Annotated in this window: 16 protein-coding genes; 8 read left to right on the top strand and 8 right to left on the bottom strand. The window is 69.9% G+C overall.

All coding sequences use genetic code 11. From position 1 onward, the window contains the following. The first annotated feature begins 27 nt into the window (after window positions 1–27). A complete protein-coding gene (locus tag ACH4SP_RS08975; RefSeq protein ID WP_398411694.1) occupies window positions 28–1854 on the top strand; it encodes an FAD-dependent oxidoreductase in 1827 nt (608 codons plus the stop codon). Between the two features lies 1 nt (window position 1855). Here the strand turns inward: ACH4SP_RS08975 and ACH4SP_RS08970 are convergent, their stop codons facing one another. From ACH4SP_RS08970 to ACH4SP_RS08955, 4 genes are read right to left on the bottom strand one after another with little or no spacing between them, the layout of a single operon-like run. Further along, a complete protein-coding gene (locus tag ACH4SP_RS08970; protein WP_398411692.1) occupies window positions 1856–5173 on the bottom strand; it encodes an NACHT domain-containing protein in 3318 nt (1105 codons plus the stop codon). Between the two features lie 42 nt (window positions 5174–5215). Further along, window positions 5216–5986, bottom strand: coding sequence for an amino acid ABC transporter ATP-binding protein (locus ACH4SP_RS08965; RefSeq protein ID WP_398411690.1), 771 nt, complete (start codon window positions 5984–5986; stop codon window positions 5216–5218). Next, complete coding sequence (locus ACH4SP_RS08960; RefSeq protein WP_398411686.1) at window positions 5983–6867, bottom strand: amino acid ABC transporter permease; 885 nt, start codon at window positions 6865–6867, stop codon at window positions 5983–5985. Before ACH4SP_RS08960 ends, ACH4SP_RS08965 begins: the two co-directional genes overlap by 4 nt. Next, entirely contained in the window at window positions 6864–7745 is an 882-nt protein-coding gene (locus ACH4SP_RS08955; protein WP_398411684.1) for an ABC transporter substrate-binding protein, read from the bottom strand. The genes ACH4SP_RS08960 and ACH4SP_RS08955 overlap by 4 nt, the downstream gene beginning before the upstream one ends. Window positions 7746–7919: 174 nt before the next feature. On the opposite strand from ACH4SP_RS08955, the gene ACH4SP_RS08950 reads away from it, so the two are divergent. The 3 genes from ACH4SP_RS08950 to ACH4SP_RS08940 are packed head-to-tail and all read left to right on the top strand — an operon-like array spanning window position 7920 to window position 12031. Beyond that, window positions 7920–9848 (top strand): M64 family metallopeptidase, encoded by a 1929-nt coding sequence (locus tag ACH4SP_RS08950; protein WP_398411680.1) that lies wholly within the window; start codon window positions 7920–7922, stop codon window positions 9846–9848. Between the two features lie 51 nt (window positions 9849–9899). Beyond that, on the top strand, window positions 9900–11192 hold the full coding sequence (locus ACH4SP_RS08945) for a VWA domain-containing protein (RefSeq protein ID WP_398411677.1): 1293 nt from the start codon (window positions 9900–9902) through the stop codon (window positions 11190–11192). Then, the gene (locus tag ACH4SP_RS08940) at window positions 11192–12031 is read left to right on the top strand and encodes a hypothetical protein (protein ID WP_398411675.1); all 840 of its coding nucleotides are present in this window, start codon (window positions 11192–11194) and stop codon (window positions 12029–12031) included. Before ACH4SP_RS08945 ends, ACH4SP_RS08940 begins: the two co-directional genes overlap by 1 nt. 67 nt (window positions 12032–12098) lie before the next feature. Here ACH4SP_RS08940 and ACH4SP_RS08935 read toward each other — a convergent pair whose 3' ends face one another. Beyond that, window positions 12099–14420: a glycoside hydrolase family 3 N-terminal domain-containing protein gene (locus ACH4SP_RS08935; RefSeq protein ID WP_398411672.1), complete on the bottom strand. Its 2322-nt coding sequence runs from the start codon at window positions 14418–14420 to the stop codon at window positions 12099–12101. A gap of 243 nt (window positions 14421–14663) precedes the next feature. Between ACH4SP_RS08935 and ACH4SP_RS08930 the strand changes: the two genes are divergently transcribed. Then, window positions 14664–15812 (top strand): hypothetical protein, encoded by a 1149-nt coding sequence (locus tag ACH4SP_RS08930; protein ID WP_398411669.1) that lies wholly within the window; start codon window positions 14664–14666, stop codon window positions 15810–15812. 63 nt (window positions 15813–15875) lie between these two features. Here ACH4SP_RS08930 and ACH4SP_RS08925 read toward each other — a convergent pair whose 3' ends face one another. The 3 genes from ACH4SP_RS08925 to ACH4SP_RS08915 all read right to left on the bottom strand — a co-directional run bounded on the left by ACH4SP_RS08925 (window position 15876) and on the right by ACH4SP_RS08915 (window position 17921). Beyond that, on the bottom strand, window positions 15876–16700 hold the full coding sequence (locus ACH4SP_RS08925) for an SAM-dependent methyltransferase (RefSeq protein ID WP_398411667.1): 825 nt from the start codon (window positions 16698–16700) through the stop codon (window positions 15876–15878). A gap of 50 nt (window positions 16701–16750) precedes the next feature. Then, window positions 16751–16966, bottom strand: coding sequence for a DUF397 domain-containing protein (locus tag ACH4SP_RS08920; RefSeq protein ID WP_398411868.1), 216 nt, complete (start codon window positions 16964–16966; stop codon window positions 16751–16753). 94 nt (window positions 16967–17060) lie between these two features. After that, a complete protein-coding gene (locus tag ACH4SP_RS08915; RefSeq protein ID WP_398411665.1) occupies window positions 17061–17921 on the bottom strand; it encodes a helix-turn-helix domain-containing protein in 861 nt (286 codons plus the stop codon). 239 nt (window positions 17922–18160) lie between these two features. Between ACH4SP_RS08915 and ACH4SP_RS08910 the strand changes: the two genes are divergently transcribed. The 3 genes from ACH4SP_RS08910 to ACH4SP_RS08900 are packed head-to-tail and all read left to right on the top strand — an operon-like array spanning window position 18161 to window position 19504. Continuing rightward, the gene (locus ACH4SP_RS08910; protein ID WP_398411662.1) at window positions 18161–18679 is read left to right on the top strand and encodes an ATP-binding protein; all 519 of its coding nucleotides are present in this window, start codon (window positions 18161–18163) and stop codon (window positions 18677–18679) included. Continuing rightward, window positions 18676–19089 carry a hypothetical protein gene (locus ACH4SP_RS08905; protein WP_398411659.1) on the top strand — a complete coding sequence of 138 codons (414 nt, stop codon included), beginning with the start codon at window positions 18676–18678 and terminating at the stop codon, window positions 19087–19089. Before ACH4SP_RS08910 ends, ACH4SP_RS08905 begins: the two co-directional genes overlap by 4 nt. Window positions 19090–19126: 37 nt before the next feature. Beyond that, window positions 19127–19504 carry a hypothetical protein gene (locus ACH4SP_RS08900; RefSeq protein ID WP_398411657.1) on the top strand — a complete coding sequence of 126 codons (378 nt, stop codon included), beginning with the start codon at window positions 19127–19129 and terminating at the stop codon, window positions 19502–19504.

Here is a 19504-nt window from a genome sequence, read left to right as displayed (position 1 = left end):
TGTTACCACTGGTAAGGGGCTGGGCAGATGGACCGTACGGTCAGCACTTCGACCTCGCACACCGCTCACACCGCTCACGCTTCTCGGCGCGCGTTCGTTGCCGGGGCGGCGGCGGTCGGCGGGGCGGCCGCACTCGGCACGCTTCCGGCCGGGGCGGCGCAGGCGGCACAGGCGGCACAGGCGGCTCCGAAGGCAGGCCAGTCCGTCGCCGTGCTCGGCGGCGGGGTCGCCGGCCTGACGGCGGCGCACGAGCTGGCGGAGCGCGGCTTCCAGGTCACCGTGTACGAAAGACGCGCGCTCGGCGGCAAGGCCCGCAGCATGGACGTGCCGGGCAGCGCGAAGGGCAGCCGGAAGCCGCTGCCTGGCGAGCACGGCTTCCGCTTCATCCCGGGGATCTACCACAACCTCCCGGACACGATGCGCCGCATCCCCTTCCCCGGCAACGCGAACGGGGTGTGGGACAACCTCGTCGCCCCGCCCGAGATGATGTTCGCGCGCTCCAACGGCCGCGAGGACCTGCGGATGCCGATCCCGTGGCCCGGCCACAAGCCCACGAACCTCGACCTCGACGACATCCGCCGCATGCTCACGGGCCTGCTGGAGACGGCCCTGAACCTCCCCCTGCACGAGATCGCGTACTTCGTGAACCGGGCGCTCGTCTTCCTGACCAGCTGCGACGAGCGGCGCGACAGCACGTGGGAGAAGACCCCGTGGTGGGAGTTCGTACGGGCCGCCCAGATGTCGAAGGAGTACCAGCGCATCCTCGCCGTCGGCATCACCCGCAACATCGTCGCGACGAAGGCGGAGGAGGCGAGCACCCGGACGGTCGGCACACTCGGCGAGGCCTTCGTCTTCAACGCGCTCGGCCAGGGCGCGGACGGCCCGCCGGACCGCATCCTCAACCTGCCGACGAACGAGGCGTGGATCGACCCCTGGGTGGCTCATCTCAGGACCCTCGGCGTGGACTTCAAGATCGGCTGGACGGTACGGGAGCTGAAGACGGCAGGCGGCCGGATCAGCGAGACGGTCATCGAGGACCCGGCGGGCGCACGGCAGTCGGTGGTGGCGGACCACTATGTGTCGGCGATGCCCGTGGAGCACGCACGGCGGACCTGGAACGCCGAAATGCGTTCCCTTGACCCGCAGTTGGCGCGCGCCGACAAGCTGGAGACGGACTGGATGACGGGCATCCAGTTCTATCTGACGGAGCGTCCGAAGATGGTCGAGGGACATGTGAACCTCATCGACTCGCCGTGGTCGCTGACGGGCATCGCCCAGGCCAAGCACTGGCCGGACCGTGACTTCCCTGCGGTGTACGGGGACGGGGTCGCGGTGGACTGCCTGTCGGTCGACATCTCGGAGTGGGACAAGCCCGGGATCCTGTACGGGAAGACGGCGAAGCAGTGCACGCGGGAGGAGGTGGCGAAGGAGGTGTGGGCGCAGCTGAAGGCGGGGCTGAACGACACGGGGAAGGTGGTGCTGAGGGACGCGGCGCTGCACTCGTGGTTCCTGGACCCGGGGGTGGACGGGCTCGGCACCCCGAACCCCACCAATGAGGACGAGCTGCTGATCCACCCGTGCGGAACGCTGCACAACCGGCCTTCGGCCAAGACCGCCATCCCCAACTTCTATCTGTCGGGGGACTTCGTCGCCGTCGACATCGACCTGGCGACGATGGAGGGCGCGAACGCTTCGGCGCGGGCGGCGGTCAACGCCCTGCTGGACAGGGCGGGTTCGGATGCGGCGCGGTGCACGGTGCGGGGGATGCACAAGATCCCGGCGGTCGAGACACTGAGGCGGCACGACCGGACGCGGTGGAGGTTGGGGCTGCGGAACGCGTTGGATCTGGGGTGAGTCAGGAGGTCGGTTCGTCGTAGCGGCGGCGCAGTGCGCGCAGCTGGTCCGCGACCTCTTCCGGCACCCCCCGGTTCACGAATTCCGGCAGGAGCCATCGGGCCAGTCGGGAGTGGCTTTCCTCGGCCCACACCGAGGGAAGCCACTGCGGCGCGTCCGTCTCCAGGGTTCCGAGCGCCTCGTCGAGGAGCCCGCGCAGCATCGCGCAATGAGCCTCGGTCTCCTCGTCGTACGGATACGAGTCCATGGTGTCCAGGCGACGGAGCACGATGCGCGCCCGGAGCACGAGGGACGCGGCGGTATCGCGATCCGTCCACAGCGCCTTCACCACACGGAACACCACGATCACCGGCAATCGATGTGCGTCGCCCAGGAGTTGGCCGGCGACGATCGCACTCAGCTTGGTCCACATCTCGGACGGCATTCCGCGGGCTTGGAAGAGCAACTGCGCGCAGCGCTCGTACCGCACCGCAAGATCCGGATCCAAGGGTTCCAGGTGGCTCGAAAGCCAGAGGTCCACCAGGTCGTGCGCCCAGGAGGTGGCCCGGCCGCCCGCCTCTCCGTAGAAGGTGGTCATGGCGATGCCGAAGCGTTCGAAGAGCGGGTCGAGCGCATGCCGTACGACGAGGTCCTGACCGGCGTCGGCGATGTCCATCCGGTGCCGGCTCTCCTCCGCGTACGCCCGCGACCAGGTGGTTGCCCCCGTCTGGTACTCGTGGTCGGGACCGTAACGGAACGCCCAGTACGGGTCGACCGCCCATTCGCCTCCCGACGGCACCGGCGCCGAGGCCGGGAGGACGGTCAGCTCCCGCCGACCGTTCCCCCAGGTGCGGTGCACCTGGAGCGCGGCGGCGAAGTCCGCCCACTCCTGCTCGGTCAGCGCGGAGCGGTACAACTGGACCCGGTGCGGCCAGATACCTGCCGGGTCGTTCGTGGCGGGGAAGAGTTCGCTCGCGGTGACCCCGCCCGTGACCAGCACTGTCAGCATCAGCAGGTTCGCCTGGTATTTCCCGTGCCGAGCCGCAGTCGCACGGGGGATGGGGCGATAGTCGGCGTACTTGTGCTCGACCCTGTAGTGGGCGTCGTCCATCACGCCGATCAGCAGGTCGCCGAGCCGCTCCCGCCGCTGCGGGGCGAGGTGGCCGATGCGGGCCTCCACGAAGCGCAGCATCTGCCGGGACGCCAGCGACGAGTAGGACAGCAGGACGTAGAGCAGGTCGTCGTCCACGGGCGTCCGGCCGAGGGACAACGCGGGCCGCTGATCGAGGAGTTGATCGAGGAGGACCACGGCGAGCCTGGCGACCAGATACTCCCCGAAAGTGGCGTGCAGGAATTCGTAGGTCGTCAGCTCGCGTTCGTTCTGAAGCGCTTGCGCCTTCTGTACGAAGAAGAACCGGCCGAGGGCGATCTCCGCCTGGTTGAGCGGGGTATGGCGCAAATCTGTCGAGGCAGCGGTGTCGGACCTGCCGAGCAGGGCGGTGAGGTCCCCTTCGAGTTCTGCGGCGGTGATCCACTGGCGACGGCGGTTGAGGACGCCGAAGGCGATGAGGGAGAGCCGTTGGAGTTCGTCCTCGGCGTGTTTGGCCACTTGGCGGGCGGTGAGAGCCTCCCCCGACTTGCCTATCTCGCGGACCGCGAAGGAGGCCAGCAGCTCTTCGTAGAGATCGGCCGCACCCAGGGGCTCGCCGTTCTCCGTCTCCCGTTGGAGCGCGTTGGCGTTGGCGTCGTGCAGGGCGAGCATCAGCAGGAGGAGGGGCTGGGAGGCCAACTCCTCGTTCCTGCATGCCACTTCGGCGGTCAGCGGGCGGAGTCCCCGGGCGTTGAAGTGCGCTGCGTTGAGCTGGTTCCAGACCGCGAGCCAGCGTCGGATCTGCGGCTCGCGGAACGGTTCGAGGCGTACCGCCACGGTCCCTTCCGGGCACCTGGCCCGGTCCGCCACGGCGGTGCGGCTGGTCACCATGGCGTAGACCGGTCGGCCCAGTTCGGCCTCGCGCTGCTGGAACTTGGCGATCCTGAGCAGGTAGTCGGTCTGGCTGACTCCGGTTGCCTGGAGCAGTTCGTCGAAGCCGTCGAAGAGGAGGACGGGGACCGCCCCTTCGGCCGACCGCACCAGTTCCGTCCAGGAGACCTGCTCGCCCGTGGCCGCTCGTACCGCATGCTCGATCTGATCCTGCACCTCCTCCTCGGCGCGCGCTTCGCGCAGCACGATCCGCACGGGCAGGAACCCGGTCGCGGCCAGTTGGGCCGCCAGGACCTTGGTCAGTACGGACTTGCCCGCACCCGGCTGGCCGAGAACGAGGAGGGGCACGGCGGCGGCCTCCGGTGACGTGAGCGTTCCGGCGAGGAATTCGGTGAGGTCGGACCGTACGGGCAGGTTCTCCCACCAGCCCTCCTGCGCGGGCCCGTTGCCGTCACTGGGTACGGCGGAGGCTCGGAAGTCCGGGTCCACGTACCCCTCTCCGAGAGTGGGCAGGGTCAAGCCACTGGGGGCCTCGCCCTCGGAGAGGATCGGCTTGGCGAGGGCGGCCCGGTGGACCCTGTCGAGGCCTGCGGCGGCGTGGCTGAACGCGGGTGCGACGACCAGCCCGCGCAGGGCGTCCTGGACACCGGCGAGGGACTGACGGATCTCGTTGCGGGTGGCCTGGTGCTCGATCTGGCCGGACCAGAATCCGAATTCCGGGACGTCCAGGGCGAGTTGTGCGTAGAGCGCCTCAAAGCGGAACCACGCCTCCGTGTGAAGGCCGGAGAGAGTCTCCTGCGCTTGGCTTCGCTGTTGTTCGCTCAGCCCGTCCCAGATGGCGAGCCCTTGTATGAACGTCAGCGTGTAGACAGTGATGTTGCCGTACCAGTTGATCAACCGGCCCCTGAGCGCCTCGTAGGGCAGCATCGGCCCCATCTGCGGAATATCCGCGTGGAGCAGCCGCTGCACGATGCTCGCGGCTTCCCGGTCGCCTCCCGCGATGGCGATCTGCTCACCGAGCGTGAGTTCCAGATCCTGTAGGTCGAAGGGGAGTTCCAACTCTCCGAGCGCCTCGAAGTACGCCGTGACGACCAGCACCGCGTGCGCCGCCGCGACCTTCTCCGAACGCTCAGCACGCTCGGCACCGCTCAGCCGGTCCCGCAGGCCGCTGGTCAGGTCCCGCCCCAGCCGCAGCAACCGCCCCTGCGCGCCGAAGATGCCCAGCACCGCATCACTGGTCCCGCCGGTGGCGGCGGACAGCACGCCGCCCAGCGCCTGGTCCGCCGCCGTCAGTGCCTCGCTGTCACCGCCCAGGATCGCCACCGCGTCCCGGTAGCTCAGAAGTCGTCGCCCACGCATGCCTCAGATGTACCACGCAGGTACGACACCCGGAGGGATGATCTACAACCTCCCCGCCTCCACGATCCTCTTCAGGAACTGCTGAGTCCGCTCCTCCCGCGGCGCCCCGAACACCTCCGCCGCCGTCCCCCGCTCCAGCACCACCCCCGCGTCCAGGAAGCACACCTGGTCGGCGACCTCGCGGGCGAACCCCATCTCGTGGGTGGCGATGACCATCGTCATGCCCTCCTCCTTCAAGTCCCTTACGACGCTCAGCACTTCCCCCACCAGCTCCGGGTCCAGCGCCGCCGTGATCTCGTCGAGCAGGAGCAGTCGCGGGCGGACCGCCAACGCCCGTACGATCGCCGCCCGTTGCTGCTGGCCGCCGCTCAGCCGGTCCGGGTACTCCGCCGCCTTTCCGCCGAGCCCCAGCCGCTCCAGCAGCTCCCTGGCCCGCTCCTCCGCCTCCTCGCGCGCGACACCGTGCACCCGCCTCGGGGCCAGCGTGATGTTGTCCAGTACCGACATGTGCGGGAAGAGGTTGTACGCCTGGAAGACGACTCCGATCCGGCGGCGCACCGCGTCCGCGTCCGCCCTCGGGTCGGTGATGTCCTCGCCGTCGAGGAAGATCGCGCCGTCGTCGATCTCTTCGAGGAGGTTCACGCAGCGCAGCAGCGTCGACTTGCCGGAGCCTGACGCGCCGATCAGGGCGGTGACCGTGTGCGGGGCGACGTCCAGGTCGACGTCCCGGAGCACGACGGTCTCCTTGCCGCGCCCGCCGTACGTCTTGCGTACGGACTCCAGCCGCAGCACCGGATCGAGGTCCGTACTCATACCGTTCCTCCCTGGGCCCGCTGCCGGTCCATCCGGGCGGTCACCCAGTCCGTGAATCTCGTCATCGGGATGGTCAGGGCCACGAAGACCAGGCCCGCCACGATGTAGGGGGTGTAGTTGAAGTCGCGGCTCGCGATGATCTGCGCCGCGTACACCGCGTCGACCGCGCCCGCGATGGAGACCAGGCCGGTGTCCTTCTGGAGCGAGACCAGGTCGTTGAGGAGCGGCGGGACGACTCGGCGCACCGCCTGCGGCAGCACCACGTACCGCAGCGTCTTGCGGTTGGAGAGGCCGAGCGACCGTGCCGCCGCCCGCTGGGAGGGGTGGACGGACTCGATGCCCGCGCGGAAGACCTCCGCCACGTACGCGGAGTACGTCAGCGTGAGGGCCGCGCCGCCCAGCAGTACCGGGTCCGTCGTCACGCCCGTCAGGCGCAGGGCGGGGACGCCGAAGACCACGATCAACAGGTTGATGATCAGGGGGAGGCCGCGGAAGAAGTCCGTGTATGCCGTGGCCAGCGCCCGGATCGGGAAGAAGGCCGGGCCGCGCAGGGTGCGGGCCACCGCCAGCAGCATCCCCAGCACCAGCACGCACACCCCGCACACCACCAGCAGCCGGAGGTTGAGCCAGAGGCCCTTCATGACCTCGGGGAACGCCTTGCGGGCGAAGTCCGGGTCGAAGAAGGTCTCCCGGGTGCGTTCCCAGCCGGGCGAGTTGACGATGACGACGTACAGGACGGCGGCCGTGATCAGGGTGCTGATCGCGGCGATCGCCGTGGCCCGGCGGGTACGTCCGCGCTTGAAGCGTTCGCGTGCGAGCCGGCGGGCCGAGGGGACGTATCCCTCCGCCTCCGCCTCCGACTCCGTCTTCTGGAGCGTCACTTGAGCACCGGTGCGTCCACCGCGTCCGCCAGCCACTGCTTCTCCAGCCTGGCGAGCGTGCCGTCCTTGCGGAGCGCGTCGACCGCACCCGTCACGCACCCGGTCAGCGCGCTGCCCTTGTCGAGTACGAGGCCGAACTTCTCCGCCTTGCCGAGGGTGTCCTGGAACTGGCCGATGACGGCGGCCTCGGGCACCTCGGCGCCCGTGATGTAGAACGCGGTCGGGAGGTCGACGACGATGGCGTCCACCTGGCCGTTCTTCAGGGCCGCCTTCGCGAAGTCGTTCTTCTGGTAGACGGCCGGCTGCTGGGACGGCTTGATGAGGTCGTTGACGACTTCCAGGCTGGTCGTGCCGACCTGGGCGCCGAGCTTGACGTCCTTGAGGTCGGCGACCGACTTGGCCTTCGCCGCCTTGGAGTTCTTGAGGGCGACCACCGTCTGCCGGACGTCGTAGTAGCCGGAGGAGAAGTCGACGGCCTTCTTGCGCTGCTCGCTGATGGAGATCTGGTTGAGGTCGAAGTCGAACTTCTTCTCGCCCGGCGCGAAGGCGTTGTTGAAGGCGACCGTCTGCCAGACCACGTCCTGCTTCTGGTAGCCGAGCTTCTCGGCGACCGCGTAGGCGACGGCGGACTCGTAGCCCTGGCCGTTCGACGGCTTGTCGTCCTTGAACCAGGGTGCGTACGCGGGCTTGTCCGTGCCCACCGTCAGCTTGCCGTCCGTCTCGGTGGCCAGCTTGCCCGGGGCGCACGAGGCACCGCCCGCGGGCGACGAGGGCGCGGCTTTCGGCTCCGGCTGCGGGGCACAACCGGCCGCGAACGCGGCGGAGACGACGACGGCGACGGTGGCAGTGAGACTGCGGGCAAGAGTGGCAGGGCGCATGGCGCGAGACTGGCAGTGAGCAGGGACTTTTGTCCACGTCGAATTGGCGTTCGTCCGCATCCTGGAATGTGTTGCGAGACAGTGAATTTTCCCGCATGCGCCCGCTTTTGAGCCATCACATGCGTAACTCGGGCCTCTTTACGGTGAGTTGGGCACAGCCGTACGCTCCCGGCCATGCGACTCATCCGACGCACCAAGAGACCTGCGCTCCTGGCCGCGGCAGGCGCGCTCCTCGCCGCCGCCCTCGCAGTTCCGCAGCAGGCCACAGCCGTGGACCGTGACCCGGTCGGCACCAAGGCCGCCGCCAACGCCACCGTCGTCCCCGTCCAGACCACAGGGCCCACCGACAAGCGCTTCAACCTCGTCGTCCTCGGCGACGGCTACACCGCCGCCGAGATACCCAAGTTCCGCGCCGACGTCGAGAAGCACATGAACGTGCTGTGGAGCATCGAGCCGTTCGCCTCCTACCGCTCGTACATCAATGTCTGGGCGGTCGAGATGCCGTCCCCCGAGTCCGGTGTCGACTGCGACCCCGGACTCTCCGACGCCCGCCGCGACACCCCGCTCGACATGGCGTTCTGGGGCGGCTGCGACGCCAACAGTGTGCAGCGGCTGCTGACCGTCGACACCGAGAAGGCGAGCGCCGCCGCCGATCTCGTCCCGGGGTCCAAGAGCGCCAACCGGCAGATCGTCGCCCTCGCCAACAGTCAGACCTACGGCGGCGCGGGCGGCGCCTGGGCCACCGCGTCCGGCGGGAACGCCCTGTCCTCCCTCATCACCCCGCACGAGATAGGCCACTCGCTCGGCAAGCTCGACGACGAGTACGACTACTACGGGCGCGGCGTCCCCGGCGGTACGTACACCGGTGGCGAGCCGGACTCCACGCACCACACCCTCCTGAGCGAGGAGGAGATGCGCACCAAGCAGCAGAAGTGGTGGCGCTGGCTCGGCGAGGACAGCCTGTCGGGCGGGCGCATCGGGCGTCACGAAGGCGGCATGTACTCGACCAAGGGGGTCTGGCGGCCCAGCAAGCACTCCATGATGAAGACCCTCGGGTACGACTTCGACCAGGTCGAGCGCGAGGTGATGACCCAGGCGATCGCGAACAAGGTCAACCTCGTCCAGGACCACACCCCCAACACCGCCCCGCTGGGCACCGACCGCACCGCCTGGGTGGACACCCTGCACCCGGTGGGCGGGGCGCTGGACGTGACCTGGAAGCTCGACGGGAGGACGGTGCCCGGCACGTTCGGCTCGCGCAGCCTGGATCTGAAGCGCCTGCACGTGGGCGCGGGTGCGCACACCCTCACGGCGACCGTCACCGACCCGACGCCGTTCGTACGGGACCCGAAGCTGCGGGCGTCGCAGGCTCTCACCCGTACCGTGACATGGACCGTCGACCGGTCCGTGCGCAGCGTCCAACAGGCCGCTGGGAAAGCCGAGTTCACCGGTCACACCGGCACGGACAAGCCGGTCGGCGCGAAGTCCGTCGTGTACGCGGACACCTCGCACCCCGCCACCGGCCGCTCCCCCAAGGTGCTGTGGACCGTGGACGGATGGCCGGTCGCCAGCAGCCTCGGCAACGACCGCGACCTCGACCTGTCCAAGCTGCGCCTGCCGGCCGGTCGTACGCACACCCTCAAGGCCCGCATCGTCACGGGCGGCTCCGGCGCCGCCCCGCTGACCTGGACCGTGGACACCGCGTCGGCCACCGGATCGTACGAACTCTCCGATCCCGTGCGCACCGTGCAGCGGCCGGGGAAGCCCGTGGAGTACGTCTACGACGGTCCGTTCACGATGAGGCTCAGCGCGAAGGACGACCAGAAGGGGACGGTCGTCTCGCAGTTCCGGGTCAACGGGGACGGCTGGTACACCTACTACGGCTGGCCGACGGACGCCGATGCGCCGTGGCGGTTCACGCCGTCGGGGACCAACGTCGACGACCTGGTGTACGGGAAGCTGGGCACGCCGCGCGTGGTGCCGTGGGACGACGCGACGCCCGAGTACAAGACGCACACCATCGAGTACCGGACGATCGACGCGGCCGGGAACGTCGGGCCCGCGAAGAAGTTCCTGGTGACGCTGACACCGCCTCAGGCGTAGCTGCGGGGGCTCGTTTTGTGCCCGGCTGACGATCTTCCATAAGATCCGGCGATGATCACAAGGAAACGACTGGCGGCCGGAGCGTGCGGCGCACTGCTCGCCGCTCTGGCCGCCGGGCTGCTACCGGGCCCGGCGGCCGCCGACGACAGGCTGGACACGACCGAGGGAGGACCGAAGGAGTCCCCCAAGGTCGAGCTGGTCCTCGACGTCAGCGGCTCGATGCGGGCCGCCGACATCGACGGGCAGTCCCGGATGGCAGCGGCCAAACAGGCCTTCAACGAGGTGCTGGACGCCACCCCCGAGGAAGTCCGCCTGGGCATACGGACGCTCGGCGCCGACTACGCGGGCAGCGACAAGCAGCGCGGCTGCAAGGACACCCGGCAGCTCTACCCCGTCGGCAAGCTCGACCGCACCGAGGCCAAGGCCGCCGTCGCCACGCTCGCCCCCACCGGGTTCACCCCGGTCGGGCCCGCGCTGCTCGGCGCGGCGCAGGACCTGGAGGGCGGCGAAGCGACCCGCCGGATCGTGCTCATCACGGACGGCGAGGACACCTGCGGGCCGCTGGACCCGTGCGTCGTGGCGCGCGAGATCGCCGCCAAGGGCACCCACCTGGTGATCGACACGCTGGGCCTGGTGCCGAACGCGAAGATCCGCCAGCAGCTCACCTGCATCGCGGAGGCGACCGGCGGCACCTACACCGCCGTGCAGCACAAGGAGCAGCTCTCCAAGCGCGTCAAACAGCTGGTGGACCGGGCGGCCGACCCGGTCGTCAACCCGGTCGCCACCAAGGGCGGTGCCACGTGCGCCGCCGCCCCGAAGCTGGGCGCCGGTCTCTACACCGACCGCGAGAAGTTCTCCGAGCACCGCTGGTACCAGGTGCAGGTCAAACCGGGTCAGGAACTGCGGGCCGCGGTGAGCATCGGCTCCGACCGTGCCGTCAACAACGACTACGGGGTGCTCGTACGGGCCTCCACGCTGAGCGGGCGCGAGATCGTACGCGGCTCGGAGGCCGGTGACGGGCGCACGGACGTGATCTCGTCCGGGCTGCGCTATCCGAAGGCCGACGTGGACACGGAGAAGGGGCAAGAGCCCCCGGCCGAGACGGTCTGTCTCCAGGTCAGCAATTCGTTCTCCGCCGCGCCTTCGGTGAAGACGGAGCCGGGCATGCCGGTCGAGCTGGCCATCGACCTGGTGGACTCGCCGAAGCAGGCGGCCGACGTGGCGTCCTTCGGGCTCGGGCACGGCTGGTGGCTGCTCGGTGTGATGGTCCTCGTCGGTCTCCTCGCGGGTCTGCTGTTCGGCTGGCTCTCCCGCTGGCGCTTCGCGGTCTGGAGGACCAACTGATGCGTACGACACGTGTGTTGACGAGCGCACTGCTCGCCGCCGCCGCTCTCTTCGGGACGGCGGCTGGGGCGAGTGCAGACGAGTCCCCTTCGCCTTCGCCCAGTGCCGGGGAGGAGACCGCCGCGCCGACCGAGGCCGGGACCTCGTTCCGTACCGCCACGGCCGTCAGGTCGGGGCAGCTCGCCACGGCGGGCGCGTCCACCGGTGACTATCTGTACTGGGTGTTCCCGGCCGACGCCGGTCAGGACGCGACCGTACGGGCGAAGGTCGTGCTGCCCGATGCCGCGCAGCGGCACGGGGCGCAGACCTGGCAGCTCGACGTGTACGACGGGCTGCGCAGGCGGCAGGCGTGCACCTACGGCTCGTCGACCGCGACCGCGCAGAAGGACGCCGCCGAGGTGGCGCTGACCTGCCATCTGCGTACGGTCCGGGCCTGGGCGGAGCAGTCGTCGAACGACCCGCTGCCCGGCTCGTACTACGTGCGGCTGACGGTGACCGGGCTCTCGGACGACGACCTGGGGCTGCCGGTGAAGGCCGAGGTGCAGCCCGCGGTGGTCGACGCGGGCGGGGCCAGGGCGGTCGACGGTGCGCTGACGGCGCCGCTGGTGCCCGGGGCGACCACCGAGGACTCCTCGGAGAAGGACGGCAAGGGCGCTAAGACCGAGCCGAAGCAGGCTTCGGTGGCGGCCGCCCCCGAGGGCGGCTGGGCTTCCGGCAACTGGTCCAGCCGGTGGCTGTGGACCGCGGGCGGAGCCGTTCTGGCGGCGCTGGCGGGGGTCGCGGGATACGCGATGACGCGGGGGTCGGGGCGGCCCGCGAGGGTTCCGCAGAACTACTGACGGTCGGTCAAGTGGTGGGCAGGGCAAGGAGTTTCACGACTCCTTCGCCCCGCCCTTCCGTGTCCGGTCAGGTGACCTTCAGGGCCGCCTTGGCCGTGGCCTCCGAGCTCGTACCCGCGTAGATGTCGAAGTCACCGGCCTCGACGACGAACCTGCCGTCCTCCGCGTTCGTCCAGAAGCCGAGGTCGTCCGCGCCCAGCTGGAACCGTACGGTCGTCGAGGCGCCCGCGGCGAGCGTCACCCGGCGGAAGCCGCGCAGCTTGCGGACCGGCTGGACGATGCTGGCGAACCTGTCGTGGACGTACAGCTGCACGACCTCGTCGCCCGCCCGGTCCCCGGTGTTGGTGACGCTCGCCGCGACCTCGACGGTGTCGCCGCCGCGCAGGGCGCGCGCGGAGACGCTGCCGCGGCTGAGCCTGGGGGCGCCGGTCTCGAACGTGGTGTAGCTGAGGCCGTGGCCGAAGGCGAACTCCGGGCCGTACGGCAGGTCGAGGTACTTGGACGTGTACTTGTTGTTCGCGTCGTACGGGCGGCCCGTCGACTCGTGGTTGTAGTAGATCGGGATCTGGCCGGCCGAGCGCGGGAAGGTGACCGGGAGCTTGCCGCCCGGGTTGACCTTGCCGAACAGGACGTCGGCGACGGCGTTGCCCGCCTCGGTACCGCCGTGCCAGGCCTCCAGTACGGCCGGTGCGGAGGCCAGCCAGTCGCCGACGGTGAGCGGGCGGCCGTTGACGAGGACGACGACGAAGGGCTTGCCGGTCGCGGCGATCGCCGCGATGAGCTGCTCCTGGCCACCGGGGAGGCTGATGTCGGCGCGGGCGGCGGCCTCGCCGCTGAGCGCGGACGCCTCGCCGACGACCACCACGGTGACGTCGGCCGCCTTGGCCGCTGCGACGGCGGCCGGGATCTTGCCGGTGTCCTTGCCGTCGGCGTCGACTCCGAGTGCGTACGTGACCTTGGCGTCCGGCAGCGCGGCCTTCACTCCGGCCAGGACGGTGACCGCGGGGGCCTTCTTCGCGGCGAACGGGAACGCCCACGCACCGAGGAGGTCGTCGGAGTCGCCGAACGGGCCGACGACCGCGACCGACTTCGCCGAAGTGGCCAGCGGCAGCGCCTTCTTGTCGTTCTTCAGCAGCACCATCGAGCGGGCGGCGGCACTGCGGGCGGCCTTCCGGGCGGCGGCCGTCGGCTCCTGGATGACGGCGGCCTCGTCGACGTACGGGTTCTCGAAGAGGCCGAGTTCGTACTTGAGGCGCAGGATGCGGCGGACCGCGTCGTCGAGGCGCTTCTCGGAGATCTTGCCGCTGCTCAGCAGCTTCTTGCCGTGGGCGACCAGGTGGGTGCTGGTCATCTCCATGTCGACGCCGGCGTTGAGACCGAGGCGGGCCGCCTCGGAACCGTCGGCGGCGAAGCCGTGCGGGATGAGTTCCTGGACGCCGGTCCAGTCGGAGACGACGAACCCCTCGAAGTCCCACTCGTCCTTGAGGATCTCGTTGAGTGTGTGTGAATTGCCGTGTGCCGGAACGCCGTTGATGGTGTTGAAGGACGCCATGACGGTGGCGCAGCCCGCGTCGACGGCCGCCTTGAAGGGCGGCAGGTAGTGGTTGCGCAGCTGCGACTCGGAGACGACGACGGTGTTGTAGTCGCGGCCGCCCTCCGCGCCGCCGTAGCCGACGAAGTGCTTGGCACAGGCGGCGAGCCTGTCCTTGGCCTTGAGGTCGCGGCCCTTGGCGGTGCCCTGGTAGGCGACGACCTTGGCTTCGGTCAACTTCGCTGTCAGGTACGGGTCTTCACCGCTGCCCTCGGCGATGCGGCCCCAGCGGGGCTCGTGGGTGACGTCCATCATGGGGGCGAACGTCCAGTGGATGCCGTGCGAGCGGGCCTCCTTCGCGGAGACCTCGGCGTCGGCGGCGGCCACCTTCGGGTCGAAGGAGGCGGCCTGCGCGAGCGGGACGGGGAACGTCGTCCACATGCCGTGAATGATGTCGAAGCCGTAGATCAGCGGGATGCCGAGGCGGGTCTCCTCGACGGCGATCCTCTGGAGGGCGTTGTTGGACTTGCCGCCGTAGATGGACAGGACGGAGCCCAACTGCCCCTTGCGAGCCGCTTCGGTGGCGGCCTCGGTGCCGCCGCCGCCCGGTCCTGTGTCCCAGGACCAGGGCAGCTGCTGGAGCTGACCGAGCTTCTCCTCGACGGTCATCTTCCGGAGCAGGGCGGATATCTCGCGCTCGTAACGCCCCTTGCCGCCACCGGGCTTGGCCGCGGCGGCCTCCCCGGACGTGGCGGCGGGCGTCGCGACCCGGGCCGCTTCCGCGGTTCCTGCCACCGTGCCCGCTGCGACTGTTCCGCCGAACGCGGCCAGCACGCTGCGCCGTCTCACACCACTCATGCGTTCACCTTCTGAAGAAGTACTGGCTACTGAGTACCTGCGGCCCATCAAGTGTTGAGTGGAAGCTAGGTGGTTGTTACAGGTGGGTCAAGGGTTGCGGCAGTGGTGCCGTACGTGCGCGCACGGCGTGCGGCAGTGGCGCACATCTCAACTCATCAGCTGGTGCGGTCACTTGAGCCGCTGACGGGCCGCCTCTAGCCTTTCCCCTGCGCGGGGACCGCGACGGCAGAGGGAGACACCGGCATGGCCCTGGAACTGTCCGAAGACGAGATACGCGCGGCTGTCAAGCGGACACTCAAACCGGGGGTCTCCGCCGCCTCGGCACAGATCGAAGCGATCCACCGGAGCAGGTGCACGGTCCTTCGGCTGAACGAGTCTCGGCAGCAGGTCAGGTGCGACGACAACGCGCCCCCCGAGGACCTGCGTGGACTCCAGCTGTACGAGGGCGACTTGATGGCCGTGCCGATCGCCCCTCCCCTGGATGTACGGGACACCAGGACCGTACGCCTGATGAAGCGCGGCACCTTGAAGAACACCAAGTGCACCCACTGTCACGGGACGGCCCGCGCCAAGTGCCTCGACTGCGACGGAACCCGCAAGGTCGACTGCCCGCGGCGGGTCCGGTGCGCGGACTGCGGCGGAGGCATGAACGCCTGCACCGCGTGCAACAACGGAGAGCCGGGTAGCTGGCAATCGGACGACAAGACCTCCCGGCCGCCGAAGCCGACACCCCACAAACGCCCCCGGGCGAAGTGCGAGCTGTGCCGGACGCCCAACGCCGCATGTGCCCTCTGCCGAGGGCGCGGTGACACCAAGTGCGGCGACTGCAACGAAACAGGGAAGGCCGACTGCACCGGCTGCAAGGCCGGGGGGAAGGTCGACTGCCCGCACTGCGAGCGCCCCGGTCGCAAGAGCACCGGCCGCAAGGTCACCTGGACGGAGGGACACATCGTCCGGGCCGCCCCGAACCCTCCGCAGAATCCGTTGGAACTCCCGCGAACGCTTCTCCGCAGTCGCGTCCTGCGGGAGATCAGCACATTCCGGTACTGGTCCCCCACCCCTCTGGACGGCCCCGACGCACCACTGCCGCCCCTGTTGGACGAGAGCCACCGCAGCGAACTGAAGAGTTTCTGTGCGCCGTCGAAACCCGCCGCCGGGAAGACCGGACACCGGCCCCCGGTGGAGCTCCTGCACGAGATAAAGCTCGAACAACTCCCCCTGTACCGGGTGACGTTGCCGGCACTGGAGAAACGGGAGTTCTACGTCTTCGCGGGGACCGACGGCGCAAGGGCCGTCTCCCTCGCCACGCCGAAGCAGGTGCGCAAGCGCTGGGCGATGGCCCTCACGACGGTACTGCTGGTGCTGCTGGTGCTGACGCTGGTCGTGCGGTAGCCGCCCGCCGAAGCGCGGGCCGGCGGGCATCGCCTCGTACCGGCCCCGTCGATCAGGCGCCGATCACGCCTTGCGCGCCACCGCCACCCAGCCCGGGATCGGCTCGTCGCCCTCGACCGGGACGGCCTCGCCCAGTTCCGGGCGCCACTCGGCGGCCAGCGAGACGCCCGGCTCGATCAGCTCGTACGGGTCGAAGAAGCGGGAGACCTCCTCGCGCGAGCGGGGCTGGAGGGTGAGGCCGCGCGCCTTGTACATGGCGGCTGCCTTGTCCGCGCCCTCCGGGTCGAAGTCGCGGGCGACGTGCGAGAGCACCAGGTAACTGCCGCTCGCCAGCCGGTCCATGAGGCTGCTGACGATCTCGTACGCACCGTCCTCGTCGCCGACGAAGTGCAGCAGGGCGACGAGGGACAGGGCGATCGGCTCGTCGAAGTCGAGTATCTTGCCCGCGTGTTCCAGGATGGACTCGGGCTTGCGGGCGTCGGCCTGGATGTACTCGGTGGCGCCCTCGGGGGTGCTGCGCAGCAGGGCCTCGGCGTGGGCGAGGACGATGGGGTCGTTGTCGCAGTAGACGACGCGCGCCTCGGGGGCGGTGGTCTGCGCGATCTGGTGGAGGTTGGGCTCGGTGGGGATGCCGCTGCCGATGTCGAGGAACTGGCGCACGCCGTTCTCGGCGAGCCAGCGGGTGGCGCGGTGCATGAACGCGCGGTTGACCCGGGCCATTTCGCCGCCCCTGGCGTCCAGCTTGAGGAGTTCCCTGGCCATGGCCTCGTCGACCGGGTAGTTGTCCTTGCCGCCGAGGAACCAGTCGTACATCCGGGCCGGGTGCGGCTTGCTGGTGTCGATCTCGACGGATGCGGAGCTGCCGGTGGTGCGGTCCTGCCCGGTCATGGGGTCTCCAGTGGTCAAGTGGCTTGCTGAGCAGGATAGGTGAAGGACGGTCAGGTGAGGAGGAAGTCCGCCTTGCCTGCCTTCGCCCCCTGGATGAAGGCCGCGATCTCGCCCGGGGTGTAGATGAGGGCGGGACCGTCGGGGTCGGCCGACTGGCGGACCGCGACCCGGCCGTCCGCGAGCTTCATGGTCTCGACGCAGTTGCCGCCGTTGCCCCCGCTCCACGGCTTGGACCAGCCCTCGGTGGGGAGGTCGGCCGCGGGCATGCCGTTGTAGATGCGGCGGGCCCCCCGGCGCTCGACGCGCCGGTCGGTACGCCGGTCCTTACGGGAAGGGCGTGGCGTGTGGGACATGGCAGGTTCAGAGCTCCTTGCGGAAATCCGCGAGGATCTCCTTGGTGCGTGGTGCGGTGGCGGCCTGGGCCGCCATGCGGTCCATGACTTCGAGGTAGGTGGCCACCTCGGGGCGCGCGTCGAGGTAGACGGCGCCGGTCAGGTACTCGCTGTAGACCATGTCGGGGAGTTCCGGCACGGCGAAGCGGAAGAGGACGCAGGGGCCGTACGTGCCCGGGTGCGGGCCGTCGGCGAACTCCGCGATCTGAAGGGTGACATTGGGCAGCTCGGTGGCGTCCAGCAGCCGGTCCACCTGGGCGCGCATGACGTCCGTCCCGCCGGCCGGGCGGCGCAGCACCGTCTCGTCCATGATCGCCCAGAGGGTCGGGGCGTCGGGTCCGGTGAGCAGTGACTGCCGCTCCATGCGCAGCGCGACGTGCCGCTCCACGTCCTCGGGGCGGACCTGGCCGATGGCTCCGGTGCGCAGGACGGTACGCGCGTAGTCCTCGGTCTGGAGCAGCCCCGGCAAGAAGTGCGGGTCGTAGGACCTGATGAGGGAGGCGGCGCCCTCCAGGCTCACGTACATGCTGAACCAGTCGGGCAGGATCGCGTGGAACCGCTGCCACCAGCCGGGCCGGTTGGCCTCCTGGGTGAGCTCCAGGAAGGCGTCACACTCCGTGTCGGTGCTGCCGTACGCCTTCAGCAGCATCTGTACGTAGGGGATCTTGAGGGTGACCTCGGCGGTCTCCATCCGGCGGACGGTGGCCGGGGCCACGTGCAGCACCTTCGCGGCCTGGTCACGGGTCAGACCGGCGCGCTCGCGCAGGTCCTGCAGCCGCTTGCCGAGCACGACCTGACCGACGGTCGGGGCGGACCGCGGTTCACTCATGGGAGACCTCCCCGTAACGCACCGTAACCAGTGGGCAGTTGTGCTCTACGTACTGTCGCGATGCAGTGTGCCACGCGTTCGTGATCTACGAAACGACACTCTGGAATTTTCAGAGTGCCTCTTGCCAAGTGACGGGGACAGAGGGAGAGTTGATCCGTGAACTGGTTCACGCGGCTGCCGCGCACCACACCGGGGGAGGCGGTGCGCGGCAGCCGCTCCCCCATGGTGAGGATGCGGTCGTGGTACCTGGCTCCACGCTCTTTCCCCAGGTCATGGGCCCAATTCAGGGGGCCCGTGTCCGAAGGTTCGGTTTTGCCCTGCCCGCATGTCCGGAGTCGGTCGCGCACGCACGTCATCTGACGGCCGCCCGGCTCACGGTCTGGGGCCTGGGCGCGGACGTCGGGGACACCGCGGCGCTGGTCGTCTCGGAGCTGGTCACCAATGCGGTGATCCACACGGGCAGCGACCGGGTGCGCTGCGAGCTGGCCGACGGGGACGGCAGACTGAGAATTTCCGTACGGGACGAGGGGATCGGCCCGCAGGGCCCGCGGCTGCGCCGGTCAGCGGAGGCCGCGGGCGAGCACGGGCGCGGTCTGCTGCTCGTCGACGCGCTGTGCGACACCTGGGGATCCCAGGAGAACGGCCCCGACTCCGGGCGCACGGTGTGGGCGGAACTCCCCCACGCGGAGACGGCGGAGACGGGCGGCTCGTCCTTCTCGGGCGACGGCGGCACCGACCCGGGCAGCGTGCGGGAATGAGTCACCGTCTTGCCGCCCGGCTGACCAGGGTGCGCCGTGCGGGAGGCGGCGGCCCCGCCCGGCTGCCGCTGCCGCCCGGTCTCGACCACACCCCGCTCGGCTGCGACGCCGTGGGACTGCCCGCCCGGTACGGGCAGCGGCTGCTGGCCCACCTGCCCGGGGCCGGCTGTGTGTTCGCCGACGCAGACCTCTGGTGGTGGATCGTCCCTTCGGGTTCCGACCTCGGGCTGCCGTGGCCCGCACCCGCCCAGTACGCCGCGGGCGCCTACGTGGCGGCCTCCCGCCCACGGCTGATCCACACCCCCGACGGCCCCTCCCCCTACACCCCGCCCATTCCCCTCTACCTGATGGTGTGCCGACTGGCGGGGACGGCACCTGTCTGGGCGGACGAGGTGACCACGCCCGCCTGACCCACCCGTTGCATCTGTGCGGAGGCATCACCGCGCCATGGATTTCGTTCCTCCTCCCGGCCTCGGCCGCGGCAGTGTTCCACCGGGCTCCTGCCACAGGTATGCGCCCGGCCACCACGTGCACTGGGACCAGGCCCGCAAGTGCCACGACGAACCCGGCGAGCTGCACGAGGTGCTGATCTCGGCGGTCGACGTGCAGGACGACGGCTGGGTGACGCTGCACGAGGCAGGGGACCGGTTCGGCCACTCCTTCCGGGCCTGGCACCACCGCGCGGGCCAGCTGCGCGCGAAGATCCGCGGCCACCGGGGCCCCGCGCTCTGGCAGCCGAGCTGGAACCTACTGTGGTTCCCCGCCCAGGAGAGCCCCGCGAACACCCTGATGTACCTGGCCCCGGACGGGCCCAGCCACTGCTGA

The sequence above is a fragment of the Streptomyces sp. NPDC021093 genome (assembly GCF_044333135.1).
Classification (GTDB): domain Bacteria; phylum Actinomycetota; class Actinomycetes; order Streptomycetales; family Streptomycetaceae; genus Streptomyces.
Note: the sequence above shows the minus strand (reverse complement) of the source record. Positions and strands in the feature narration are given on the sequence as shown.

Coding starts and splice junctions, on each gene's coding strand:
- ACH4SP_RS08975 (WP_398411694.1), top strand. CDS start 28: ATGGACCGTACGGTCAGCACTTCGACCTCGCACACCGCTCACACCGCT.
- ACH4SP_RS08970 (WP_398411692.1), bottom strand. CDS start 5,173: ATGCGTGGGCGACGACTTCTGAGCTACCGGGACGCGGTGGCGATCCTG.
- ACH4SP_RS08965 (WP_398411690.1), bottom strand. CDS start 5,986: ATGAGTACGGACCTCGATCCGGTGCTGCGGCTGGAGTCCGTACGCAAG.
- ACH4SP_RS08955 (WP_398411684.1), bottom strand. CDS start 7,745: ATGCGCCCTGCCACTCTTGCCCGCAGTCTCACTGCCACCGTCGCCGTC.
- ACH4SP_RS08950 (WP_398411680.1), top strand. CDS start 7,920: ATGCGACTCATCCGACGCACCAAGAGACCTGCGCTCCTGGCCGCGGCA.
- ACH4SP_RS08945 (WP_398411677.1), top strand. CDS start 9,900: ATGATCACAAGGAAACGACTGGCGGCCGGAGCGTGCGGCGCACTGCTC.
- ACH4SP_RS08940 (WP_398411675.1), top strand. CDS start 11,192: ATGCGTACGACACGTGTGTTGACGAGCGCACTGCTCGCCGCCGCCGCT.
- ACH4SP_RS08935 (WP_398411672.1), bottom strand. CDS start 14,420: ATGAGTGGTGTGAGACGGCGCAGCGTGCTGGCCGCGTTCGGCGGAACA.
- ACH4SP_RS08930 (WP_398411669.1), top strand. CDS start 14,664: ATGGCCCTGGAACTGTCCGAAGACGAGATACGCGCGGCTGTCAAGCGG.
- ACH4SP_RS08925 (WP_398411667.1), bottom strand. CDS start 16,700: ATGACCGGGCAGGACCGCACCACCGGCAGCTCCGCATCCGTCGAGATC.
- ACH4SP_RS08920 (WP_398411868.1), bottom strand. CDS start 16,966: ATGCCCGCGGCCGACCTCCCCACCGAGGGCTGGTCCAAGCCGTGGAGC.
- ACH4SP_RS08915 (WP_398411665.1), bottom strand. CDS start 17,921: ATGAGTGAACCGCGGTCCGCCCCGACCGTCGGTCAGGTCGTGCTCGGC.
- ACH4SP_RS08905 (WP_398411659.1), top strand. CDS start 18,676: ATGAGTCACCGTCTTGCCGCCCGGCTGACCAGGGTGCGCCGTGCGGGA.
- ACH4SP_RS08900 (WP_398411657.1), top strand. CDS start 19,127: ATGGATTTCGTTCCTCCTCCCGGCCTCGGCCGCGGCAGTGTTCCACCG.